Origin of the sequence: Adlercreutzia sp. ZJ304 (genome assembly GCF_011039075.1) — a bacterium.
In the GTDB taxonomy this organism is placed as follows: Bacteria; Actinomycetota; Coriobacteriia; order Coriobacteriales; family Eggerthellaceae; genus Adlercreutzia_A.
In genome coordinates, this window is sequence record NZ_JAAKEG010000005.1 from 1 (window position 1) to 23,247 (window position 23,247).

A 23,247-nucleotide genomic window follows, 5' to 3' on the forward strand; every position below is an offset into this window, starting at 1 on the left:
CCATGTGGATCTATCAAAGATTTTGCTGTCTTTTTGATCACACATTTTTGTTTGTGTGATCCCATCCACAGTATCCGGTTGTCAAGGTGCCAAAGGTGTTTAACCTTTGCGCCGTTTTGCGGCGCGAGAAGATATAATAGCAATCACGCAACAGCAATTCAACAACTTTTTTGCAATTTTTCAAATTATTTTTTGATTGGAGTGAATTTAGCGCGAAAAGACCGGTGTATAACCACTGTATATAAGCAATATGGCTAAACACAAACTGGCAAACTTCGCCATAAAAAAGCCAAAATGACTAGTAAGGCAAAAAATTGACTTCATTTAACGAATGCATTGAAGTTCATATCGACATTCCAAAGCACGCCGAACAAACACTGCAATTATTAGAGGATGCAGGATTCGAGGCTTGGGTTGTTGGAGGCTTTGTTCGCGATGCGCTACTGAACCGCCCAGCAACCGATATAGATATTGCGACTAATGCACACTGGCGCGATGTTCAATCTGTATGCGAAAACTTCGGAATGCGCACATACGAAATAGGGGTGAAGCACGGAACACTTACTGTAGTGCCGCCAGATGCAAGCGCAATTGAAATTACCACATATCGCGCCGATGGCAATTACGCCGACAGGCGCCATCCTGACAGTGTGGAATTTCTTAATAATATAGAAGAGGATTTGAAGCGACGAGACTTTACTATAAATGCTATGGCTTACCATCCGCAGCGCGGATTGCTAGACCCGCAAGGCGGAATGCAAGATATGCAAGAAAAGCAGATCCGCATAGTAGGTAATCCGGAAAAGCGCTTTCAGGAAGATGCGCTGCGCATATTGCGGGCGTGCAGGTTTTCGTCGCAGCTAGGTTTTCGCATAGAAGAATCGACCTATAAAGCAATGGTGATGAACAAGCATTTACTTGCTGGAGTTTCTACGGAACGCATAACACACGAACTAGATCATTTGTTAATGGGCGACTATGTGCATGATGCAATAATGCAATGTGTTGACACGTTGGTCTTTGTGGTGCCAGAACTTGCAGCAATGGATGGATGCGAACAAGTAACTAAATGGCATATGTTCGATGTTTTGGAACACACGGCTTATGCGGTGCAATATTGTCCCAAAAACAGGCTGATACGCTGGGCTGCATTTGCACACGACATGGGTAAACCCGCAGCTGCCTTTTTCTCGGATGACGGAGTGGAGCATTTCTACGGACACGCAAAGGTAAGCGCGAAGATTGCCCGCGGCATGGCCGAGCGATTACTTATGTCGCAAAAATTCCGCGCCGATTTGGAAGTTTTGGTGCTTCGCCATGACGACACAATAGAGCCCACACCGCGTTCAGTAAGAAGAGCTATTGCGCATTTAGGCGGTCGTGTGGATTTATTCCGAGCGTTGCTTGCATTGAAGAGAGCTGACACGATGGCGCATTCCACAGAAAGCGCTGCATATCTTGAAGTTATAGACCAGTTAGAACGCGTGCTTGAAAATGTTTTAGAAAGCGATACTGCGTTTTCCGTTAAAGATTTAGAGGTTAACGGCAGCGACGTGTTGGCTATTGGCGTACCCGAAGGACCACAAGTTGGGCAACTTTTGAATGCAGCTTTAGATGCGGTCATGGACGAGCGCGTGCCCAACCGCCGCAAAGAGCTGATCGAATTTCTTAAATCGGTTGAAATTGCTTGACGATGGTGCCGGCAATCCGTAATATATCGGGTTGCGCTAAAGTCCAATCGGACGCGCGAGATGTCGTTGGGGTGTCGTCTAATGGCAGGACAGCGGTTTCTGGTGCCGTATGTGAGGGTTCGACTCCTTCCACCCCAGCCACAATTTCGTGTATACTAGCGTGGCACATTGAAATGGCTCCGTCGTCTAGCGGTTTAGGACGCCGCCCTCTCAAGGCGGAGGTCGCCGGTTCGAATCCGGTCGGAGCTACCAGTAATTACGAGCCGCCCGCGGGCGGCTCTTTTCTTAACCAAGCACCATGATATTAGTGATCTTCTCTCTTCTGCTTCTTCTTTTCCTGCTTTTGGGAGAAGCGTGCTTCCTGTGCTTCGCGCCTTGATTGAGCGCGGTGCGCTTTCATAAGGTCTGGCGGCTTAATCATAAGATTAGGCATATAGGCAGAAAAGTGTGTCTGTTTTAGTCGATTGCATATTGATAGGACGCGCTGTTGTGGAACTCTGACCAAACCAGACCGTGTGTTGCCTTCGTCACTTTTTAGGCGAAAAATGGTCAAAACTTCCGACTTTCCACAGTCTATAATGCCAAATTACGCCAATTACGAATCAAAATAGAATTGGAGAACCTTGTTTGCCCAGTGTTCTCCACAATTCAAGTTAGCTATGTGGCGCTATGACCATGGAAAGCCGGAAGTTTTGACCATTTTTCTAACTTTTTTGAACTAGTATGCGGATGAGTTGAATCGTAATCTAGCGTCCGGGGTGTTGAGAGTTTACCCAAAAGCCATTCAACAAACACTTTAAGCCATCTTGCGGAGGTATCGTTTTCCTAACGCTAGAGCCTCCGCATAAGCTACATCTTCACCTCTGCCTTCAGGCTTTTGTAAATCCTTTTTCTTCATCTTGCCGCCACAGATTGCATATTTTCTAGTAAACACAGCTCACACCTGTTCATAACTGACTTTTTCTTGGAAAAAGCTTGTCTGAACAGGCATGTCAAGTCAGAATCCTACACACTTTTTTGCCTATATGAAAGTCGAGCGGCATCGACTTCAAAGGCATCTATTTGGTATCTGAACAGGGAAAACAGCATGAACTTTTACACACTTTTCTGCCTATATGTCTAAGATTACTATTGACAGAATATACTTTATAGAGAATAATCATAACTAAGTATTATTCTTATTTATGGTGAAAGGAATAATTATGCAACTTTCCGCGCGTAACGTACTTAAAGGAACAATACAAAACATAGATGAGGGTGCTGTTAATGGCGTTGTAGCGATTGACATGAACGGACAAACCGTAAAAGCTGACATAACCATGGACGCCATTAAATCAATGGGTCTGAAAACCGGAGAGCAAGCATATGCTGTCATAAAAGCAAGTTCTGTAATGTTTGCAGCGGGCAACGAGCGAATCAATAATCTTTCAGCACGAAATCAGATTCATGGAACTATTGCAGACATCCAACAAGGCGCGGTTAATGGAATAATAACGTTAGAAATTGCCGATGGGATATGCATTAAAGGATCTATCACCAATGAAGCCATCAATCAATTAGATTTTAAGGCGGGCGAAAAAGCCCTAGCTGTTATTAAATCGACCGACGTTATGGTTGCGATTGATTAGCGAATTTTTACGCCAAGTTATTTCAGCTTTCTTCTCTTCTTCTTTGAGCCATGTTTGCTTAATTGCAAACATGGCTTTTTATTTTCAAACGCTTTGACGTATGCAGCATCCACTATAACGCGGCGATTATTGCCTCTACTGAGTCTTTTGCATCACCTAGCAGCATTTCAGTGTTTTCATTAAAGAACAGTGGATTTTGCACTCCCGCATAACCAGCATTGCCCATACTTCGCTTCGACACAACAACTGTGCCAGCCTCCCAAACATGCATAACGGGCATGCCTGCTATGGGAGAGTCGGGTTCTGTTTCAGCCGCAGGGTTCACGGTATCGTTCGCGCCAACCACAAGAGCTACATCCACATCGGCGAAATCGTCGTTTACTTCATCCATTTCAAAAACATTATCGTATGGAACTTTCGCCTCGGCTAAAAGCACATTCATGTGCCCCGGCATGCGTCCGGCAACCGGATGAATAGCAAACTTCACATCTATTCCACGGTCTATTAGCTTGCGCGTAAGGTCTGCCACAGGATATTGCGCCTGTGCCACCGCCATACCATAACCGGGAGCCACAACAACTTTTTTCGCATTCTTTAGCTGCTCAGCCACCTCTTCAGGCGTAATCTCGGTATAGTCGCCCATCTGCTGGTTCGAACCACCCGACGCAGGTGCCGAAGAATCGCCACCAAAACCGCCAAGAATAACAGATGCAAAAGAACGATTCATTCCCTGACACATTATGTAGGACAGATACGCACCAGATGAACCAACCAATGCGCCAGTAATTATTAGCAAGTCATTCCCAAGAGTAAAGCCAGCCATTGCCGCTGCCCAACCAGAATACGAGTTCAGCATAGAAACAACCACTGGCATATCGCCGCCACCTATGGCGAGCACAAGATGTGCACCAAGCACAAGCGACACAACCGTTAGCAAGCAAAGCGGCAACATTCCATCTTCAACACCGCGCGTATTGATAAACCACACAATAAGCGCGATAGAAGCCACAACCATAGCCAAATTAATGAAATTACGCCCCGGAAGTGTAAGCGGTCTGCCTGACATTTTTGCCGATAGTTTCAAATAAGCAACTATAGAGCCAGTAAGAGTAACGGCACCTATAAATACCGCCAAGCCAACTTCGCCCATATGGAAAGCGTTTTCGTATCCAGCAGCACCGGGTTCCATAAAAAATGAATTAAAACCTACAAGTACAGCCGCCGCACCTACAAAAGAATGCAGCATAGCCACAAGCTCGGGCATGCCTGTCATCTTCACATGCAGCGCTTTCCAAACACCAATGCAAGCACCTATAGCTATAGCTACAAGAATAATAACTATTGTGCTGATAGCAACTTCTTCGCTTTGCGCTACCGCAACCACTATGGTTGCCACCAGCGCCAAAACCATACCTATTATTCCAAGTGTGTTGCCTCGCTGCGCAGTTTTTTGTTTCGATAAACCCGCCAGCGCCAGTATGAACAATAACGCCGCAAGAATGTAAGCTAACGACTGAAAGCGCACAAGCGCATCCCACATAGCAATGTTGAAGAATGTTATGCCCGATTCGCTTATAAGCATTATATTTTCCATTATTTGTCAGAGCTCCTTTGAAACATCTTCAACATGCGATGTGATACCAAAAAACCGCCAAAGATGTTGATGGACGCTATGACCATGGCAATAAATGCAAGCACCGTAACAACTATATTGCCTGTACCGGCAAGCAATATAGCGCCAACTATAATAATGCCGCTTATGGCATTTGTAACCGACATAAGTGGAGTATGCAGCGAATGCGTAACAGCGGTTATAACGTAGAACCCAACCACTACTGCCAGCATAAACACTATGAAATGATTTGCCATATTAGCCGGAGCAACCGCTATAAGTAACACCGCCAAAACTCCGAGTAATATTTTCCACCATAGTTTCTTCCAACGCGGAGTGGGCGTTACCTCTTCCTTAGCTGCAGCATTGGTCTGCATCTGCGCTTTCTGCGTACCAGATGCAGCCGATACACTTACCGGAGGCGGTGGCCACATAGTTTTACCCTCACGCGTTAGCATCATGCCGCGTACAACTTCATCTTCTTCATTTAATTGAACGCATCCGTCTTTGTTGGGAGTTATCAGCTTGAATAAGTTGACAACATTCTGCCCAAACATTTGCGATGCCTGCATAGGAAGGCGATTTGCCAAATTTGTATAGCCAATTATGGTGACACGATTCGGCGTGGTTACTACTTGGTCTACCTTGGTAAGCGCCGTGTTGCTGCCCTGCTCTGATGCCCCCATATCTACAATTACGGAACCGGGCTTCATAGCTAGCACAGCCTCTTCCGTAAGAAGCAAAGGTGATGGGCGCCCCGGAATTTGTGCCGTGGTAATTATAATGTCGCTTTTGGCAGCCTGCTCAGCGTATAAGCGCTGAGCTATGCTTTGCTCATCCTCTGACATTTCCTTGGCATAGCCATCGGTAGATTCTTGCTTTACCGGTATCTCGATAAATTCGCCACCGAGCGATTCTACTTGATCGAACACTTCCGGACGCACATCGGTAGCAGCCACCACAGCGCCCATAGAACTGGCTGTTCCTATAGCGGAAAGCCCCGCCACGCCTGCACCTATAACATACACGCGCGCTGGTGGCATTTTTCCAGCAGCAGTAACCTGACCCGGGAACAAACGACCAAACGCATCCGCCGCTTCTATAACAGCTTTGTAGCCCGCTATATTCATCATAGACGAAAGCACGTCTAGCGACTGAGCACGCGAAATGCGCGGCACACAATCTAGCGCAAGTACGGTTATTCCCATATTAGAGAACTTATCCAACAACTGCGGATTTGCACGCGGGTTAACACGAGTTATCAGCAATCCCCCGCGCTTTATTTGCGCCAGCTGTTCATCGGGCGGCGTATTCATGCATACGACCACATCGGCACCCCATGCGCAAGCCTCATTTACAATTTGCGCACCCTGTTCTTCATATTGCTCGTCATAAAAATCTGCTTTTATGCCGGCATTGTGCTGAACCAGAACTTTATAGCCTAGCTTCAACAAACGCTCTATGTTATTCGGCGCAACACTTACACGTAATTGATATCCGTAAGGTTCTTTGGGAATACCAATAGTCATTTGCTTTTCAGACATTACATTATCTCCTGATTATCTAAATTCCCACATATGGTCTAGTGGTCCCGAGCCGCGCCCTAAATTCAGTTGCGCCCCAAGAGCACCCGCAACATACGCCTTTGCACTACGTACAGCCTGCTCAACACTAAGCTCGTCTGCCAAACCACATGCTATAGCAGACGAAAGCGAACAACCCGTACCGTGCGTATTCGGATTATCGATACGTGCGCCACGCAACCATACGGCACTACCATCCGGCAAATACAACAAATCGTTAGCTTGGTCAGGCAAACTGGTTCCGTGCCCACCTTTTACTAACACCGCAGGTGCACAATTGCACGCATCCTGCACACGCCTAGTTATTTCAGCCGCTGCTAGATGCATATCAGCTTCGCTATGTATGGACAGCTCAGCCAGCGCCGCAGCTTCAGGAATGTTTGGCGTTATCACGGCAGCCATAGGAAACACGTTGCTAACAAGCGCTTCTATGGCATCGCTTGCGATAAGAGCAGACCCGCTAGTAGCCACCATAACAGGATCTACCACAATGTTTTCAGCTTTGTTACGAACAAGCGAATCGGCAATAGCATATACAATTTCTACACTCGAAACCATACCTATCTTGACCGCATCGGGACGTATGTCGCTAAACACAGCATCTATCTGCTTCGACACAAAAGCTGGGTCTATATTTTCCACACCAAAAACGCCCGTAGTGTTTTGCGCGGTAAGTGCCGTTATTGCGCATTCGGCAAACATCATATGAGCGGTTATTGTCTTGATGTCAGCTTGAATGCCTGCGCCACCACTAGAATCGCTGCCCGCTATAGTAAGCACAACTTTCACAGATTTGTACTCTTTTTCTCTATAAGATTAATAATGTCGTCGGTATTAAGAAGTTTAGCGGCGTAGCACTTCTGCATATATTCCAAACCTTCAGCCTGTTCACCAACTAAAAAAGTTGCGGTAGCATCGGGCACCACAACAATATTAAAGTTGTTGAAATATGCATCAGCCGCTGTGTGTCGCACGCATATATTAGTGTCGAAGCCCACTAGTATAAGCGTACCCACCTCTAATTCGTCCAAAAGCAAACGAAGGCTTGTCTGGAAGAAAGCCGAATAGCGCCGTTTTTCAATTATGTAATCGGATTCGCACACATTAATTTGCGGCGACACTTGAGCCTCGGCGCTGCCCGCTATGCCATGTTCGCCCCACAATAAAAGTTCGCGATCTATTCCCGGAATGTGCGCATCATTTGTGTATATGACTGGCATTTTTATGCCATGCGCAGCATCAACCAGACGAGCGGTTTGTAAAGTTGGAGCCAGAAGCACATCGCTTAGCTGACCACTTTCCACATCACCTAATTCATCAATAACCACAAGCGCGCTAGATTTCAAATCTATCTCAAAGTCTGCACCTTTAGTATTGCTAGATTTGTCCAGCATAACAAGTCTCCCTCCTTTGAGCGCAAGATACGATTCTATCCCATTACAGCCCTAGGTCTACCACATTGTTTTCCATAAGTTGATTAACTGTTCTCATAGCGCACATTTTTCCGCACATGGTGCAAGTTCCTTCGTTCGTTGGAGGTGCACTTGCGAAGTATTCCTTAGCACGCACAGGATCAAGCGAAAGTTCAAACATTTCATCCCACGCCACGCGCCTTCTAGCGTCGCTCATTTTGTTATCGCGCACGCGCGCATCCTTAACACCCTTAGCTATATCAGCTGCATGTGCCGCAATTTTTGTAGCTACAAGCCCTTCGCGAACGTCGTTTTCGTCAGGCAAACGCAAATGCTCGGCGGGTGTTACGTAACACAAAAAGTCTGCACCACTAGCAGCTGCCACCGCCCCTCCTATAGCTGCGGTTATATGATCGTAGCCCGGTGCTATATCGCACACAAGCGGACCTAGCACATAAAACGGTGCATTGTGACAAAGGCGCTTTTCCATCTTCATATTAGCTTCTATCTCGTCTAGCGCCATATGGCCCGGTCCTTCTACCATAACCTGCACGCCTGCATCCCACGCACGCTTGGTTAGTTTGCCTATTTCTATAAGCTCGGCAATTTGGGCGGCATCGCTAGCATCATATGTGCTGCCGGGACGCATTGCATCTCCAATAGATATGGTTACGTCACAAGAATGCAAAATGCTTAACACTTCATCGTAGTGTTCGTAAAACGGATTTTCGCTGCCTGTAGCTTCCATCCAAGCAAATATAAGTGAGCCACCCCGGCTAACAATGTTTGCAAGACGCCCTGTTTCCTTAAATGAATCTATAACGCGCCGGTTCATACCGGCATGAACCGTAACAAAATCTACCCCGTCTTCAGCATGCTTTCTTATAACATCTAGAAAATCTTGCGCGGTTATGTTTATAAGAGCCTTTTCAAGATAGCCTATGGCGTCATACATTGGCACAGTACCTATCATGGCGCTAGAGCGCTCTACTAAACGCTTGCGAAAATTTTCCGTTTTGCCGCTATTGGAAAGATCCATTATTGCATCGGCACCAAGAGAAAGGGCGATGTCTACCTTCTTCCATTCTTGCGCTTCATCTGCCATATCTCCCGATATACCCAAATTCACATTTACTTTTGTGGAAAGAGGAATGCCACTACACAAACTACCCACGCCGCCAGCTTTTAGCGATGCGTGATGAATGTTTGCCGGAATGGCAATGCGTCCGCATGCCACCGCTTCGCGAATGTCGTCGGCACAAAGGTTTTCAGCAATGGCTACAGCCTGCATCTGCGGAGTAATAATTCCGGCGCGCGCAAAATCTATTTGCGTAATGCACTCTTGCGCCGCTCTTTGATGTGACAAATTAGCAGTTGAAATAGCAGAATTGTTCATGGTTCTCCCTTCGCTGGCATTATCCAAACAGGTTCTGCGGGTCGGGCGATACGCACCCCTCTCAGCCTGACTAAATCAAGCTCCCCAACTATTTGATTTCAACAAAATTATAGCCCACTGTACCAGCAAGCCTGCTAAGAAGCGGGAAGGCCTATAAGCCGGGTTCTGTCTAGGACGACCATTTATCTTGGATGCACGTCACCGTGCACCTCTAGCACGCTACCCGAACGCACGGCAGGCGAACCGTATAGCGTTCCTACTCGCGCTTGCTCCGGATGGGGTTTGCCAAGCCATATCGTTGCCGACATGCTGGTGCGCTCTTACCACACCGTTTCAGCTTTTCCCCTAATGCCTAGGCATCGGTTGGAGTCTTCTTTTCTGCGGCACTTTCCGTCGGGTTGCCCCGCCCAGCCGTTAGCTGGCATCCTCGCCTGAGGAGCCCGGACTTTCCTCACGCACAAGGCGCGCAGTCGTCTAGCCTTCCCGCGTCGTGGTATTCTAGCAAAATAATGAACAAACTGCTGAAGTAGAGAGGAATTAGCCAAGTGAAAACTTGCGCTTTAGTAGGAGCATCCGATTTCAACGCAGATCAATTCAAAATCATGGATGACGCGGGCGTATTCGACTATGTTATGGCAGTTGACGGCGGATTTGCACATTTGGAATCTATAGGACGCAAGCCCAATATGGCTATAGGAGATTTTGACTCGCTGGGTTATGTGCCACGCGGTTTGCATGTAGTGCGCCATTCTGCCCACAAAGACGAATCCGACATGGAACTAGCTTTAATGCGTGCTAAATCCCAGCGGTTTGACACGATATACATATTCGGAGGACTGGGACGCAGGCTAGACCACACTCTAGCCAATTTGCAACTGTTCGCTAAATTCGCCGAACGCGATATATCGATTAGCGCCATCGGCGACGATTCGCTTGTAACATTTCTAGCAGGTCCCGATGTTTTAGAAGCTCCTGCACGCGAAAGCGGAACGGTATCTGTTTTCGCCATGAATGACAAGTGTTGCGGCGTATTTGAACGCGGACTAGAGTGGGAACTTGACGACTACACACTAGATAACCGTACATCGCTGGGCTTGTCTAACGAATTCAAAGGCGAAGCGATAATGATAGGTGTTGAACAAGGTACACTAGCTGTTTTTCTGCCGCTTTAGGCGCTGTTTTAGCTTCTGAGCCGTCGGGCAAAAAGTGCGCTGCAGCATACAAATGCAGCTACAGCGCACATACTAAGTTTATGTTGCGATGCTTTCTGTAAGCAAGCGCTGCGCATGCTTGTTGTGCCTATATAGCCACCACCTCAGCCGCGGCGTTGCCACCAGCTTCACTCGTCTGGGTGCGCATACGCCCAACTACAAGCGCAATTCCAAACACCGCCGCTGCAAACAACAGCATAATTCCTATATCGCAGCCTATAGCCGCAAGCGTTGCATAGTCGGACGACCCTAGTTGGCACGCGCGACTAAGCGCATCGGTATACCAATACCCGGGTAGAAAATGCGCAATCATATTTACCTCGGGTGTCATAATATCCATAGGCACCCACGAGCCACCGAGGAAAGATAAAACCAAGCCCAATATATTTCCGACAGCATTCATAAGTGTCTCGCCCACATGCAGCTGACCCATCAAAAACGCTACACTAAGTGGTATTAGCGCAAATACGAACGGCACTATTGCCATCATAACCTTGCCAAGCAAAGGAACAGCAGCAAACGATTGCGGGAAACAAACAGCACCCAAAATATATGTTAATGCCCAGAAAATCATCATAACGACAAGACATGCCAACATTGTTTGCGCACTATATCTGATATAGCTTATAGGTGAAGCTAAGTTGCGCCGCCTAACTTCCGCGCGGTTTAAAGTAACCAGCATCATGCCTACGCACACGATAATCCCCGCAAAGTAAACATACATGTCAAATTGCAGATAGAACATGAATTTGTCAGTCTCGGTCGCATCCGTTTCGCTTGGTATTATTTGCACATCGGCGTATACCCTAGATGCCTGCATAGCAAGTTCTATCAATTCATTAACTGGTTTATCTGGCATAGCTGCGGCGTAAGCACTAAGCGAGGACAGGTATTCCGCTAAAGCAGCATCCACCAAAGCACCTTCCGCAGAATAATAGCTGTATATGCATTCCATTTCCGGCAGAGGTTCCGCATTTTTAGCAGCTTCCATAAATGCCTCGCCGTAACCATCGGGAATAATAAGGAGATAGCTGCATGTATCCTTCGCCACCGCATCTTGTATTGCGAAGTCGCTATCCTCTATAGCAATTCTGTCGCCCTGTGTCGTCAGAAATTCGCATACCCCTTCTGATACCTGACTGCTATCGCGGTCTATAACAGCGTAATCTACCTGATACTTTTCGTATTCATCCGTAGAAGCAGGACTCATAAGACTGCTTGCCATAAAAACAGCCATTAAACTTAGCCAAACGCCGTAAACAAGGAAATAAACCGGACGGCGCGCAACCAATTTCATCGCACACTTAAAGACTTGCATAGCGTTGCCTCCCTAAGAAACGAGCGGCCACCAGAAAGAAAACCACTGCCATAATTGCAAGAATTGCCAAATGCTGCATACATGGAATTAACGTGTCGTAATACATAAGCGAAAACATTGCCTGTGACACCTGAACAGCTGGATTGATATACTGCGATGCCGGGAAAGCTACAGCAATGTCGTCGGCAAGCTGCATAGTAGGCTGTCCATATAACCCAGCAAAAAACGAAGCGAAGCAAACAATACCTGTCAATATGCCTGACTTAGCACCTATCGAAACTTTAGGAATGCTTCCTATGAGAGAGCCCAGAGCTGTTGCCATAAGCGACGAAGCCGCCAATACCGCAATGCAAGAAAGGTTGCGTGTGCCAAAATCGACACCTACTGCATAGCGCATAAACAAAAATGCCACAAGCAAGCAACAAAACGACATTAACCAGCTGGCAAGTATGCATCCAAAAAGCGACCGCACACGCGATGTGCCGCCCAAAGCACGCCTAGCCCCTAGTGCACTTGTGTTCGGCAAAAGCGCCCCAACAGCCACAAGACCTGCTTGCGCTCCAAACATAGATGCCATACCAAGAAGTGCAAAATAGTAACGCACCGATTCGCGTGGCGCGTTCTCGGTGACATCTATTTTCTCGGTAACATTAGCGCTAGCTATAAGACTTTCAATAAATGCCGGATCTGACATTAAGGCAGGATTGTCTTTCATTAAGCTAGTAATAATTTCGTTCTTATTGCAAAAAGAATCCATCAAAGTTACCAAAATAGATTGGTATACCTCTATCATGCTGGCTGAATTCGACCGATTTCCTCCCTGTAAATGAACCACAGGTAATCCTGCAGAATCTGCCGTAATGTAGCCTACATAGGGGTCTTCAGCGTTCTCGGAATCGTTCAGCACATCTTTAGCCTGCTGCTCGTTTTCAACGCTGTAAACATCAAGTATTGCATCTTCTGAAGATATAGCGTCAATAAATTGTGGCAGCGCAACCGACTCTTCATATGCTGCATCCTCTACCACTACAGTGCGTATAGTGCTTCCCTCTGCAACATCATCTAAGCCCTGAAACATCATCATAAAACAGCATGAAAGCACTATCGGAAACGCTAACCCCCAAACCAGTATCCCTTTATTTCTAAGAAGGGACAATAAAACATATTTGAATGTATTAGCCATTGCTTACCCACCTTAATCGCGAAGATCGCGACCAGTAATCTCTAAGAAAACGTCGTTTAATGTAGGGGGCTCAGCCCAAATGCGTCCGGGATGCGCGCCAAATACAGTTAAACACTCTAAGATGTCAGCCACATTGTGCTGCCCGCTATTGCAAACAATCCTTAGCGTTTTGCCTTCATATTCAGCGCGCTGCACGCATTCCAAACCCTGCACCTTAGCGCGCGCAGCCTCTGGAAGATCGACAATGTCCATCTCTATGCGCTCGCCTATGCCAGTCATAACTTTCAGCTGCGTGTTAGTACCTATGGCAAGCGTGCGACCCTTGTCCATAATCATTATGCGACTGCATATTTCTTCGACTTCTTCCATATAGTGGCTCGTATAAACCACAGTTGTGCCGGCTTTGTTCATATCCAAAATTCCCTGCAGAATTGACGCGCGGCTTTGCGGATCTACCGCAACAGTGGGTTCATCGAAAAATGCCAATTCAGGCTTGTGAGCTATTCCGCATGCTATGTTTAGACGCCGAAGCAAGCCGCCAGACAGTTTTCGCGGACGAAATTTTGTGTAATCCTGCAAGCCCGTGAATTCTATGGCATCGTCCACACATTCTTTACGCCGCTTCGCATCGGAAACATATAGACCGCAAAAATAGTTTATATTTTCACGAACATTCAACTCTTCAAACACAGCCACATTTTGAGGCACAATTCCTATACGCTTTTTTAAGTCGTAGCGTGTAGGGCTCATAGGCTCGCCAAACAGTTTTATTTCACCTTTGTCATATGTAAGCAATTGCAAGATGCAATTTATTGCTGTGGTTTTCCCGCTACCATTCGGTCCCAACAATCCGAATACCTCACCCTGCTTTATTTCCATATTAAAATGGTCTAGCGCCAAGGTAGATCCGTATCGTTTCACTAGGTTCTTAACCTCTACAACATCCACATTCGCTCCTTCTTCCAAACTACAACACCGCATATTTTGAATATTGGACAAAAATAGCGGTAGTGATATTTGTCACTAACTAAGTTTGCGCAGGTCAAAGCGCTAAACATTACAATCGTCACAAGCAATTCAGGCGCTATAATTTTGTTATGGAAAGATTAGTTGACAGTTCGGTTATGTGGATAATTTGCTTTGCGTTCATGGGAGTAAGCGGAACAGGTGAATTTTCAATTGTTGGAGCACTAATATCTCTAGTTACTCTGTGTGCAGCCATAGTAATTAAAAATACTTATATCCGAGGCGCGGTGCTAATTTTATCGTGTGCCATTTGTGCAGCATGGGCGCCAGCACTTCCCTTTCTGCCTGTCGTAGTAGGTCTTAGCATGTTTGAACACACGCCTGTTATACAGGCTGCTGGAATAATTGCTTGCGCTTTCGCCGCAATTAAGTTTGGTGCCACTCAAACTTTGCCATTGCTTGCCTTATGCGTGGCAAGCATTGTTTTAGCCATACGCACATCCCACGATTTTGCAGCTAAACGCGGTATGCGAATTTCGCGCGACGTTATGCGCGAACAGATGATTGACTTATCTGCGCGTAATTACACGATGGAAAAAGAGCTGGAGAAAATTCCCGCCGACTATACATGCGAAGAAAACAAAGTAGACCCGCTAGAAAACCTAACTGACAGAGAACGCCAAATTGCAACACTGGTAGCTGAAGGGATGGACAACCGCGAAATAGCGGAGCAGCTGTTCCTAAGCGAAGGTACAGTACGCAACAACATAAGTTCCATTTTGGCAAAAAAGCAGCTAAAGAATCGAACCCAACTAGCGGTGTTATGTCTTTCGAAATGAGTTGTATGTAAGGAGAGGTCTAATGCCAGATTAGCATTAGACCCCAAATGTTTTAATCAACGTCTTCAAAGTCGTCTTCTACATCTCCAAAGCCAGAGAGGTCTTTCTCGTATGTGCTGGCAACAGGAGCCGCAGGAGTTGCGATATTTTCTGATTCGGGAGTAGTGTAGTTAACTGCAACATTTTCATCATAGACAACATCGATTTCACCCGCAGAAGGAATAGCCTCAATATCGTCATCATATCCTAAGTTGTTTAGCTTAGTAGTTGCATCGTCTATCATATCGCGCAGCATTTCAGCGTATTCAGTACGCGCATCTTCGCGATCATCTTCTAGCCTATGGATTGCATCTATAACTTCTTGCTTGTCAGCGTTTGCACGCGCCAAAATGCGCTCCGCTTCGTCGCGCGCATCCTGCATAGTCTCAGAAGCCTGCGTGTTCGCCTTCACAATTATTTCGTCCGCAGAACGCTGCGCAATAATAAGCGCCTGCGAAATGGCGGCATCGTTTGCCTGCTTGTCAGCCAACTGGCGCTCTAGTTCGGCAATTATGTCGTCTTTCTCAGCTATTAAGCTAGCGTATTCAGAAGCATCAGCGCTGCTAGCATCTCTGTCTTCCGCAGCTTCTACATCCTGATTAATAGAAGCCGAATGTTGAGCATCCTGAGCTTCAGCAAGCTGATCTTCTAATTCGATTATACGATCATTCAGAATGTCAATTTCATCTGCTACGTGCTCTAGGAATACATCGACCTCATCAACATCGTAGCCTTTTCGATCGATTGAAAAACTTTGGTTTTGAATGTCTTCCGAGGTGATTGCCATTTTTGTTTCCCTTCGCTGGATGAACTTAATATTCACCCTCTAAATTTATCCATGCGCTAGAACAGCCAATATAAAAGTACCTCGACTAATTGTAATGCAATAATCGCAACTATAGGCGAAATATCTATCATTCCCCCAATAGGAGGTATAAAACGCCGGAATAAGTCGAGATATGGGTCGCATAATTTCCCAAGCGCGTTTTCAATGTCTGCCAAAACGCCACGCTTCGTAGGAATCCACGACATAAGCACGTATACAAAAATGATAAACGTATAAACATTAATAAGTTGTGCAATTATAAATGTGAGCATTATGCAAGCTCCTTTGCCCGCGCCATGGCGGCACGCACGCCGTCTTTCAGAGCACTTGAGAAGCCACCTTCCTGCATAGCAGCCAACGCCGCAAGCGTTGTACCGCCGGGAGAGCAAACCGAAACGCGAACTTGCTCAGGTGTCTGATTTGTTTTGCACATCATATCAAAAGTACCCAATCCGCTTTGAACAAGCAATGCGCAAGCTGTTTCGTAGGAAAGACCAGCATCTGCGCCAGCAGCAGACAGAGCTTCTATCATTAAAGCAAAATATGCCGGTGCTGCCCCGCTAAGTGCGCAAACAGCATTTATTTGGTCTTCTTCAACCTGCACGGCAAGACCAAGACAGTTGAATAAGTCGCACACCAAGCGCACATCTTCCGCAAACGCTGTTTGCCCAGCGGCTACTGCAGTAGCTCCTTTACCAACCTGCAAAGGCGTGTTCGGCATTGCACGCACAACACGCACACCAGAGTTAAGTTTGCCCTCTATCGTAGAGGTGGTCACGCCTGCAGCTATACTTAAAACAAGCGGAACTTCCCCTTGCGATGACGCAAGTACTGCAGACAAGTTATCCAGCACTTCGCCTAAAACCTGCGGCTTCACGCCCAACACAATAATTGAGCAATCGGAAATATCATTCATATGACGCTGTACCCGCACGCCATAACGCTTCGCCAAATAGTCGCAACGTTCTTGCGTGTGCCCAACCACGACAAAATTTTGAGCAGAAAGAGCAGCAGCCGCACCAGATTCAGCCGCCAACCAGCCAGCCAATATGGCTTCGCCCATTTTGCCGCATCCGATTATGCAGATATTCATGCGCTCACAAATTCCTAGAGTATTCCCTGCGTATGTAAGCTAGTCTGTTCGCTTTCGGAAAGCCCGGGACCTACCGTTATAGAAAACACTTTGCTGCCGATGCATTCCACATTAGCGCCAAGCGCGCTTGCAACTCCAAATGAAAAATCAAGCAGCCGCTTCTCAAGGCTTTCAGGAGTAGATTTGAACACTAAAACTACAGCATCGCCCGCACGAAGCATGGAAGCCACTTCGGACACTTGCGAATATTCTGTTGGCTTCAAAATGCGCAAGCCACGATTAGCTGCATTCGATGCCGTAGAAGACGACAAAGCTGCATTGGCGCTGGCAGCTCCTATAACTCCCAAACGCGAAGAAGCGCCGGAATCTGACTTCTGCGAAGTAGACGAAAAAAGCGAATCTAAACCATTCGCATGCCGCCTAGATGCTGCAGCTGAAACCTCGGCAGCCCCTTCAGGAGTCATAGAACGCGGAAGCGAAGAGTCCATCATTGTGCGCCCAACAACCGACCCGGTTGTACGGCTGCGTGAATAGTTTCTGGCTCTGCTGCTGTCGCGCACGTCAGAGTACGAAACCAAACGAGGTACAGAAGCGCCTACTTCACGTGTGGTTACAGTATTGCGGTTGCCATACCCACCATGTGGCGGAGTGTAGGCACCATCGTCATAGTCATCGTAATCGTCTTCGTAGTCATCTTCATATTCGTCGTATTCATCATATTCGTCGTAATCGGCATCAGTTTGTCTGCTACCAAACCCGAGCTTTTCTTTTATTCCGCCGAACATATCTCCCATATTCGCCATTTTTAAGCGTCCCCTTCACCGCTAGCAGCCGTTATGCGACCGCTTTATACGGATACAGATTCATCTAACAACATTACCTTATATTGCACTTTTTTATAAACATCACGCGAAATCATCACTAAATATGGCACGTCCTATACGGACAATGGTAGAACCTTCCTCTATAGCCACTTGCCAATCTTCGCTCATGCCCATTGAAAGTTCGCAGAAATCTTGCATGCGCTGTGTGTCCATTTTAGCCTTCGTGTTTTCAAATAACTCTCGTAGACCCGAAAAACAATGTCGCGCAACATCTAAATTGCCCTGCGGTGCCATAGTCATAAGACCTTTTATGCGCAAATTTGGAAGACCGGCACAAAATCGAACTAAGTCTGCCAATTCTTCAGGACTAACACCGCTTTTGCTTTGCTCTCCCGAAACGTTCACTTCCAATAAAACGCTTTGCACCTTGCCAATATTGGCAGCTGCATCGTTTATTTTTGCAGCATGTTTCTTCTCGTAAAGCGAGTGTATTAAATAAGCATTTTGAACTATTTTACCAATTTGGCGCGACTGAATATTTCCGATGAAATGCCATTTTTCATTAGGAAATGCCTGCGCTTTTTGGACAAGCTGATCTGGACGATTCTCTCCAAATTGGTCGGCATTAGCTTCTATTGCTTGCTCTACCCCACTAAGTCCGACAGTTTTCGAAACAGCTAAAAGCGTAACGCTATCAGGCGCACGTCCAACACGCTCGCATTCGTGGCGCACCTGCGCAGCCACTTGCTTATATTGTTGCGCAATTCCCATTGTTGCTCCTAACAAACGCGCACGGCTATTGCCGAATGTCTTCCGCATTTTCCGCCAGATGCGCGATATGAAAAGTAATTTTGTGAATTACAAACTGTGCATATACCGCAATTGACAATGCGTCGCGCGTCAATACCAATTGATTTTAAATCGAATTCGATGGCGTAAGATAAATTGACACAATCGGCACCCGATAGAACACTTTTGCCATACTGTTGAATGAATTGCTCCCGTACATCTTGACCTGTTTGGAAGCAACATGCGCCAATATGTGGACCTATATATACATTAATACTGCTAGCAATTTGAGTTATGTCGGGTTTAATTGTGGTATGCGCTTCTAAATCTATAAGCATTCGTACTGCTTTTACGGCAGTTTTAGCTATAACGCCGCGCCATCCTGCATGAGCTACTGCAAAATTTCCCGACGGAGCCACGGCTATAACCGAAACGCAATCGGCAAAACATAGAATCGGTGCAATATTGCAAGCGCTTACCACTATGGCATCGGCACCTTTAGCTGCCTTCGCCCGCACACTATCAAGTTCACTTTCTGAATTAATGCGAACAACATTGCAACCATGAATCTGATTTAGGGTTACAGCGTGCGCATGCCCAGCGCCTAAAGCCTCTAGCGCTAATTCCCTATTCCTAGTTACAGCGGCTGCATCATCACCAACATGTGAGCCTAAATTAAGAGTATCAAACGGAGGCGCGCTTGTTCCACCTGCGCGCCCAGTAAACGCTATGCGCACACCGCACGCACGGAAAAGCGCATCGTCAGTCAGAAACGAAATGCCCGACGATGCGCTTTCGCGCAGTTCGGGCATTTGGAGATAATTAGGTTGCATGCAAAAACCGACAACGCTAGCTTTGACGCCTTAGAAAATCGGGAATGTAGTCGTTATCGGTAAAGCGGCTACCGGAAGAATTGCTACCAAATGATGTCTGAGTTGCTGGTTGTACGACAGGAGCCGGCTCGGGAGATGCAAACATATCCTGCATGGCTGGGCGCGCCGAGAAATCCATTGAAGACTGTGCTGGAACATTTGAGAAACCGGTAGCAATAACGGTAATGCGAACTGCATCTTTCATCTCTGGATCAATTATCTGACCGTAGATAATGTTTGCGTTTTCATCAGCGCACATTTCTATAGTGCGTGCAGCATCCGACACTTCAGTAAGCGTTAGATCGGGACCACCAGCAATAGAGAACAGCACGCGGCTTGCTCCCTGAATAGATGCCTCAAGCAAGCTGGAATTTGTGGCTTGCTGCGCTGCATCGAGTGCGCGATTTTCGCCAGAGGAAAGACCGATGCCCATCATGGCGGTGCCGGCATCTTTCATAACGGTACGAATATCTGCAAAGTCAAGGTTGATAAGACCCGGAATTGTAATTAGGTCGGTTACGCCCTGAATACCTTGACGCAGCGTATCATCAGCGATGCGGAACGCATCAACCATGGAAGTTTTCTTATCTACAATTTCAAGCAAACGATCGTTTGGAATTATGATTAGCGTATCTACCTTACCAGCCAAAAGTTCGATGCCCTGCTCAGCTTGGTTGCGACGCAAGCGCCCTTCAAAGCCAAACGGCTTAGTTACTATACCAACGGTAAGCGCACCAATTTCCTCGCGAGCAATTTCAGCCACAATAGGAGCAGCGCCTGTACCAGTTCCGCCACCTTCGCCGGCTGTAACAAAAACCATATCGGCTTCAGCTAGCGCCTCGCGTATTTCAGAGCGACTTTCCTCTGCTGCCTGACACCCCACCTCAGGGTTCGCCCCGGCACCAAGACCGCGAGTAAGCTCTTCACCAATGTGTATAGTTTTATCGGCATCTGACATAAGCAGTGCCTGCCTATCGGTGTTTACGGCGATAAATTCAACCCCGCGCACACCAGACTCGACCATTCGGTTAACTGCGTTAGTGCCGGCGCCACCGACGCCTACTACTTTGATGACCGCCAGATGATCGCTTGTGTAGTTCGGCATTTAGAATCCTCCAAGCTGCTGCGTTATAGTGCTGCGTTTTTTATTCGCGCACGCGCGCCCTGTGCGCACGGCATAAGTAATAAGAAATTGTACACCAAAGCGCACCTGATGCAATCATAAATACAAGTTATGAACGTAGTATGTTGTCGGTAAGAAGCATTCAGAGCAACCAAATGGGCTTTTATAGGTCTTCCTCATCACTAACAACTTCTAAATGCTCGTGTTCGCTTATGTCGCTAACTGGCTTCTCTAAACCTTCAATGGTTATTCCGTTTTTCTCGGCGTAATCCCAAAGTGCCGCATGAATAGCCTCTTCTGCCAAAAGCGAACAGTGAATTTTTACCGGCGGCAATCCGTCCAGCGCGTCCATAACAGCTTTATTTGTAACTTCAAGCGCCTGTTGCACAGTTTTACCTTTTATTAATTCGGTAGCCATACTAGAAGTAGCAATAGCAGCACCGCATCCAAAAGTCTTAAATTTCGCATCTCGTATAATGTTTTGATCGTCTATATCTAAATAGATGCGCATGATGTCGCCACAGACAGCGTTTCCAACAGTACCGCATCCGCTGCATCCTTCTATTTCACCCACATTGCGTGGATTAGTGAAATGATCCATTACCTTTTCGGAATAGTTCATCGCCATTGTTGTTTTCTCTCTTTCATATGATGGCAAAACAGGCTTTACAAAAGTGCTATTTGCGCGTTTAACCTTTTCAAGACCTGCTGCTCTATTGCTGGTAATTAATTAACGTTCGCCATACCGCTATTCTTATAACCGTCCATTATGCCTGCATAATGACCATTTTTGTAATCTTCGTACAGCGGGCTCATGCTGCGAAGATTCTGCAATGTGTTTTTCAGTGAATCAATAGCGAAATCAATATCTTCCTTGGTCGTATCGCGCCCAAGACTTATACGAAGCGACCCGTGCGCTATCTCGTGCGGAAGCCCTATCGCTAAAAGCACGTGGCTAGGATCAAGCGACCCAGATGTGCATGCGCTACCAGAAGATGTGCATATGCCGCGCGCGGCTAATTGCAATAGCATGCCCTCGCCCTCAATAAATTCAAAGCTGAAATTAATATTGTTTGCCAAACGGCTTTCCCAGCTACCATTTAGCTTGGCGTGGGGAATTTCATCTAAGATGCGCCGTATTGCATAATCGCGAATTTCCAGCTGGCGATTATATTCAGCTTCAAGATTGCCGATGGCAAGTTCTACCGCTTTCGCAAAGCCAATAATGCCGGGTACATTTTCAGTAGTAGCACGACGACCCCGCTCTTGTTGACCGCCATCTAGCAAATTGTCTACCTTGGTGCCGCGGCGAATATACAAAAGCCCAACACCTTTTGGACCGTTTAGCTTATGCGCGCTTGCTGAAAGCATATCTATTCCCAGCTCGCCAATATTCATTGGCAAATGAGCAAACGCCTGAACAGCGTCTGTATGGAATGCAACGCCACGCTCTTTAGCTGCAGCGGCAAGTTCAGCTATGGGCTCTATCGTGCCGATTTCGTTATTGGCAAACATAATGGTGGCTAAAATTGTGTCTTCGCGAATAGCTGCCTTGAAATCTGCCACAGAAATAAGCCCGTCTGGGTTAACCGGAAGATAAGTAACCTCAAAGCCATCCTTTTCGAGCGCCTGACACGTATGTAGTACAGCATGGTGTTCTATTGCACTAGTTATTATGTGACGACCGCGCTGTTTGTTTGCATGCGCATAACCTTTGATAGCCCAATTGTCCGCCTCTGTTCCACCGGATGTAAAAAATATTTCCGTAGGCTTGACACCTATAAGGTCGGCTATCGTTTGGCGTGCTTGCGCAACCGCATCTGAAGCGCTTTGCCCAAGTGGATAAATTGAAGAAGGATTCCCAAATTCATCCATAAAGTACGGCAGCATAGCATCAAGAACCTCTTGGCGAACAGGCGTTGTTGACGCATTGTCTAAATATACCTGCTTCATTGCATAACCTCTTTGTCTTATGTATTCGAATTTAAGTCTAGTTTTTTACTAGACTTAAATATAGCGTCGTGATATACATTGTCAAGATGTAAAATTCATCAGTATAGTTACAAACCCGAATTGAAAAGATATAAGGCTAGATGAAGATATCCACCAAAACACGTTACGGAATGCGCTTTATGATAGATGTCGCCGAGCATTGGGGTAGCGGCTGCATATCGATGAAAGACGTGGCAGATCGCCAAGGAATTTCGAAAAAATACCTAGAACAGGTTGTGGCTCCGCTGGCGCAAGCTGGGCTATTAAATGTAACGCGCGGCAATCGTGGAGGATTTCAACTTTCGCGCCCGCCCGAAGAAATAACCCTAGCCGATATAGTAAATGCCAGTGAAGACGGAATAGAGTTGCTAGATTGCTTGGGTTGCCTAAGCGCATGCGAGCGCGAAGATAACTGCATATCTCACAATGTGTGGGGCGGCATGCAGCACGCAATAATCAATTATCTGGAAAGCCGCACTCTGGCAGATGTGATTAAAGAAAGCGCTGGCACCGCTAACACTTAGGAAAGTTGCTGATAAAAGCAAGTACGATTACCTGTATGACATGCTGGTCCTGCTGGATGCACCAATGCAAGCAGCGTGTCGGCATCGCAATCGTAGCGCACTTCTACAACTTCTTGCGTATTCCCGCTTGTAGCGCCCTTGTGCCACAATGCATTGCGGCTGCGCGACCAAAACCATGTTTGCCCTGTGTCTAATGTGCGTCGCAGCGATTCTTCATTCATCCATGCCATCATAAGCACTTCTAGCGTATCGGCATCTTGAACAATACAAGGAATAAGCCCTTGTTCGTTGTATTTCAATTCGCAAACTTGCACCAATATCACCTC

At 46.7% G+C, this 23,247-nt stretch carries 23 protein-coding genes, 2 tRNA genes, 1 other RNA gene and 1 riboswitch; of the genes, 7 read left to right on the forward strand and 19 right to left on the reverse strand.

The window, feature by feature from the left end:
• The first annotated feature begins 314 nt into the window (after positions 1-314).
• The 4 genes from G7Y46_RS03250 (at position 315) to G7Y46_RS03265 (ending at position 3,319) form a co-directional block, all read left to right on the forward strand.
• Positions 315-1,691, forward strand: a complete 1,377-nt coding sequence (locus tag G7Y46_RS03250) for a CCA tRNA nucleotidyltransferase (RefSeq protein ID WP_165252461.1) — start codon at positions 315-317, stop codon at positions 1,689-1,691.
• Positions 1,692-1,758: 67 nt separating this feature from the next.
• A tRNA-Gln gene (locus G7Y46_RS03255) sits at positions 1,759-1,832 on the forward strand.
• A 34-nt stretch (positions 1,833-1,866) separates the two neighbouring features.
• Positions 1,867-1,943, forward strand: a tRNA-Glu gene (locus tag G7Y46_RS03260).
• A 950-nt stretch (positions 1,944-2,893) separates the two neighbouring features.
• Entirely contained in the window at positions 2,894-3,319 is a 426-nt protein-coding gene (locus G7Y46_RS03265) for a TOBE domain-containing protein (protein WP_165252463.1), read from the forward strand.
• Between the two features lie 112 nt (positions 3,320-3,431).
• Here G7Y46_RS03265 and G7Y46_RS03270 read toward each other — a convergent pair whose 3' ends face one another.
• The 6 genes from G7Y46_RS03270 to rnpB all read right to left on the reverse strand — a co-directional run bounded on the left by G7Y46_RS03270 (position 3,432) and on the right by rnpB (position 9,808).
• Positions 3,432-4,913, reverse strand: a complete 1,482-nt coding sequence (locus G7Y46_RS03270) for an NAD(P)(+) transhydrogenase (Re/Si-specific) subunit beta (RefSeq protein WP_277424162.1) — start codon at positions 4,911-4,913, stop codon at positions 3,432-3,434.
• Positions 4,913-6,475 (reverse strand): Re/Si-specific NAD(P)(+) transhydrogenase subunit alpha, encoded by a 1,563-nt coding sequence (locus tag G7Y46_RS03275; RefSeq protein ID WP_241157034.1) that lies wholly within the window; start codon positions 6,473-6,475, stop codon positions 4,913-4,915. The genes G7Y46_RS03270 and G7Y46_RS03275 overlap by 1 nt, the downstream gene beginning before the upstream one ends.
• Before the next feature lie 15 nt (positions 6,476-6,490).
• On the reverse strand, positions 6,491-7,303 hold the full coding sequence (gene thiD / locus G7Y46_RS03280; protein ID WP_165252465.1) for a bifunctional hydroxymethylpyrimidine kinase/phosphomethylpyrimidine kinase: 813 nt from the start codon (positions 7,301-7,303) through the stop codon (positions 6,491-6,493).
• Complete coding sequence (locus tag G7Y46_RS03285; protein ID WP_165252467.1) at positions 7,300-7,908, reverse strand: isochorismatase family cysteine hydrolase; 609 nt, start codon at positions 7,906-7,908, stop codon at positions 7,300-7,302. Before G7Y46_RS03285 ends, thiD begins: the two co-directional genes overlap by 4 nt.
• Before the next feature lie 43 nt (positions 7,909-7,951).
• Positions 7,952-9,322, reverse strand: a complete 1,371-nt coding sequence (gene thiC, locus G7Y46_RS03290; protein ID WP_165252468.1) for a phosphomethylpyrimidine synthase ThiC — start codon at positions 9,320-9,322, stop codon at positions 7,952-7,954.
• A riboswitch (TPP riboswitch) is annotated at positions 9,310-9,418 on the reverse strand. (Overlaps the previous gene by 13 nt.)
• A 42-nt stretch (positions 9,419-9,460) precedes the next feature.
• An RNA gene (rnpB, locus tag G7Y46_RS03295) (RNase P RNA component class A) lies at positions 9,461-9,808 on the reverse strand.
• A 59-nt stretch (positions 9,809-9,867) separates the two neighbouring features.
• Between rnpB and G7Y46_RS03300 the strand changes: the two genes are divergently transcribed.
• Positions 9,868-10,494, forward strand: a complete 627-nt coding sequence (locus G7Y46_RS03300; RefSeq protein WP_165252470.1) for a thiamine diphosphokinase — start codon at positions 9,868-9,870, stop codon at positions 10,492-10,494.
• Positions 10,495-10,621: 127 nt separating this feature from the next.
• On the opposite strand, the gene G7Y46_RS03305 is transcribed toward G7Y46_RS03300, so the two are convergent.
• From G7Y46_RS03305 to G7Y46_RS03315, 3 genes are read right to left on the reverse strand one after another with little or no spacing between them, the layout of a single operon-like run.
• Complete coding sequence (locus G7Y46_RS03305) at positions 10,622-11,851, reverse strand: ABC transporter permease (protein ID WP_165252472.1); 1,230 nt, start codon at positions 11,849-11,851, stop codon at positions 10,622-10,624.
• On the reverse strand, positions 11,838-13,034 hold the full coding sequence (locus G7Y46_RS03310) for an ABC transporter permease (protein ID WP_165061391.1): 1,197 nt from the start codon (positions 13,032-13,034) through the stop codon (positions 11,838-11,840). The genes G7Y46_RS03305 and G7Y46_RS03310 overlap by 14 nt, the downstream gene beginning before the upstream one ends.
• Before the next feature lie 12 nt (positions 13,035-13,046).
• A complete protein-coding gene (locus G7Y46_RS03315; RefSeq protein ID WP_241157035.1) occupies positions 13,047-13,982 on the reverse strand; it encodes an ABC transporter ATP-binding protein in 936 nt (311 codons plus the stop codon).
• Positions 13,983-14,131: 149 nt separating this feature from the next.
• Here G7Y46_RS03315 and G7Y46_RS03320 point away from each other — a divergent pair, with 149 nt between their 5' ends.
• Positions 14,132-14,839, forward strand: a complete 708-nt coding sequence (locus tag G7Y46_RS03320; protein ID WP_241157036.1) for a LuxR C-terminal-related transcriptional regulator — start codon at positions 14,132-14,134, stop codon at positions 14,837-14,839.
• A gap of 52 nt (positions 14,840-14,891) precedes the next feature.
• Here the strand turns inward: G7Y46_RS03320 and G7Y46_RS03325 are convergent, their stop codons facing one another.
• The 9 genes from G7Y46_RS03325 to nifS form a co-directional block, all read right to left on the reverse strand.
• Positions 14,892-15,665 (reverse strand): DivIVA domain-containing protein, encoded by a 774-nt coding sequence (locus tag G7Y46_RS03325; RefSeq protein WP_165252476.1) that lies wholly within the window; start codon positions 15,663-15,665, stop codon positions 14,892-14,894.
• A gap of 56 nt (positions 15,666-15,721) precedes the next feature.
• Positions 15,722-15,976 carry a YggT family protein gene (locus G7Y46_RS03330; RefSeq protein ID WP_165061382.1) on the reverse strand — a complete coding sequence of 85 codons (255 nt, stop codon included), beginning with the start codon at positions 15,974-15,976 and terminating at the stop codon, positions 15,722-15,724.
• Entirely contained in the window at positions 15,976-16,797 is an 822-nt protein-coding gene (gene proC, locus G7Y46_RS03335) for a pyrroline-5-carboxylate reductase (protein WP_165252478.1), read from the reverse strand. The genes G7Y46_RS03330 and proC overlap by 1 nt, the downstream gene beginning before the upstream one ends.
• Positions 16,798-16,811: 14 nt before the next feature.
• On the reverse strand, positions 16,812-17,600 hold the full coding sequence (locus tag G7Y46_RS03340; RefSeq protein WP_165252480.1) for a cell division protein SepF: 789 nt from the start codon (positions 17,598-17,600) through the stop codon (positions 16,812-16,814).
• Positions 17,601-17,702: 102 nt separating this feature from the next.
• A complete protein-coding gene (locus G7Y46_RS03345; RefSeq protein WP_165252482.1) occupies positions 17,703-18,392 on the reverse strand; it encodes a YggS family pyridoxal phosphate-dependent enzyme in 690 nt (229 codons plus the stop codon).
• 8 nt (positions 18,393-18,400) lie between these two features.
• Positions 18,401-19,243 (reverse strand): polyphenol oxidase family protein, encoded by an 843-nt coding sequence (locus tag G7Y46_RS03350; RefSeq protein ID WP_165252484.1) that lies wholly within the window; start codon positions 19,241-19,243, stop codon positions 18,401-18,403.
• 16 nt (positions 19,244-19,259) lie between these two features.
• On the reverse strand, positions 19,260-20,387 hold the full coding sequence (ftsZ, locus tag G7Y46_RS03355; protein ID WP_165061367.1) for a cell division protein FtsZ: 1,128 nt from the start codon (positions 20,385-20,387) through the stop codon (positions 19,260-19,262).
• A 181-nt stretch (positions 20,388-20,568) separates the two neighbouring features.
• Positions 20,569-21,027: a Fe-S cluster assembly scaffold protein NifU gene (gene nifU, locus G7Y46_RS03360; RefSeq protein WP_165061429.1), complete on the reverse strand. Its 459-nt coding sequence runs from the start codon at positions 21,025-21,027 to the stop codon at positions 20,569-20,571.
• A gap of 104 nt (positions 21,028-21,131) precedes the next feature.
• Positions 21,132-22,358 (reverse strand): cysteine desulfurase NifS, encoded by a 1,227-nt coding sequence (gene nifS / locus G7Y46_RS03365; RefSeq protein WP_165061364.1) that lies wholly within the window; start codon positions 22,356-22,358, stop codon positions 21,132-21,134.
• 140 nt (positions 22,359-22,498) lie between these two features.
• On the opposite strand from nifS, the gene G7Y46_RS03370 reads away from it, so the two are divergent.
• Positions 22,499-22,921 carry an Rrf2 family transcriptional regulator gene (locus G7Y46_RS03370; protein WP_165252486.1) on the forward strand — a complete coding sequence of 141 codons (423 nt, stop codon included), beginning with the start codon at positions 22,499-22,501 and terminating at the stop codon, positions 22,919-22,921.
• On the opposite strand, the gene hisI is transcribed toward G7Y46_RS03370, so the two are convergent.
• Positions 22,918-23,235, reverse strand: coding sequence for a phosphoribosyl-AMP cyclohydrolase (gene hisI / locus G7Y46_RS03375; RefSeq protein WP_165252488.1), 318 nt, complete (start codon positions 23,233-23,235; stop codon positions 22,918-22,920). The two genes, G7Y46_RS03370 and hisI, sit on opposite strands and share 4 nt — an antisense overlap.
• Positions 23,236-23,247: the final 12 nt, after the last annotated feature.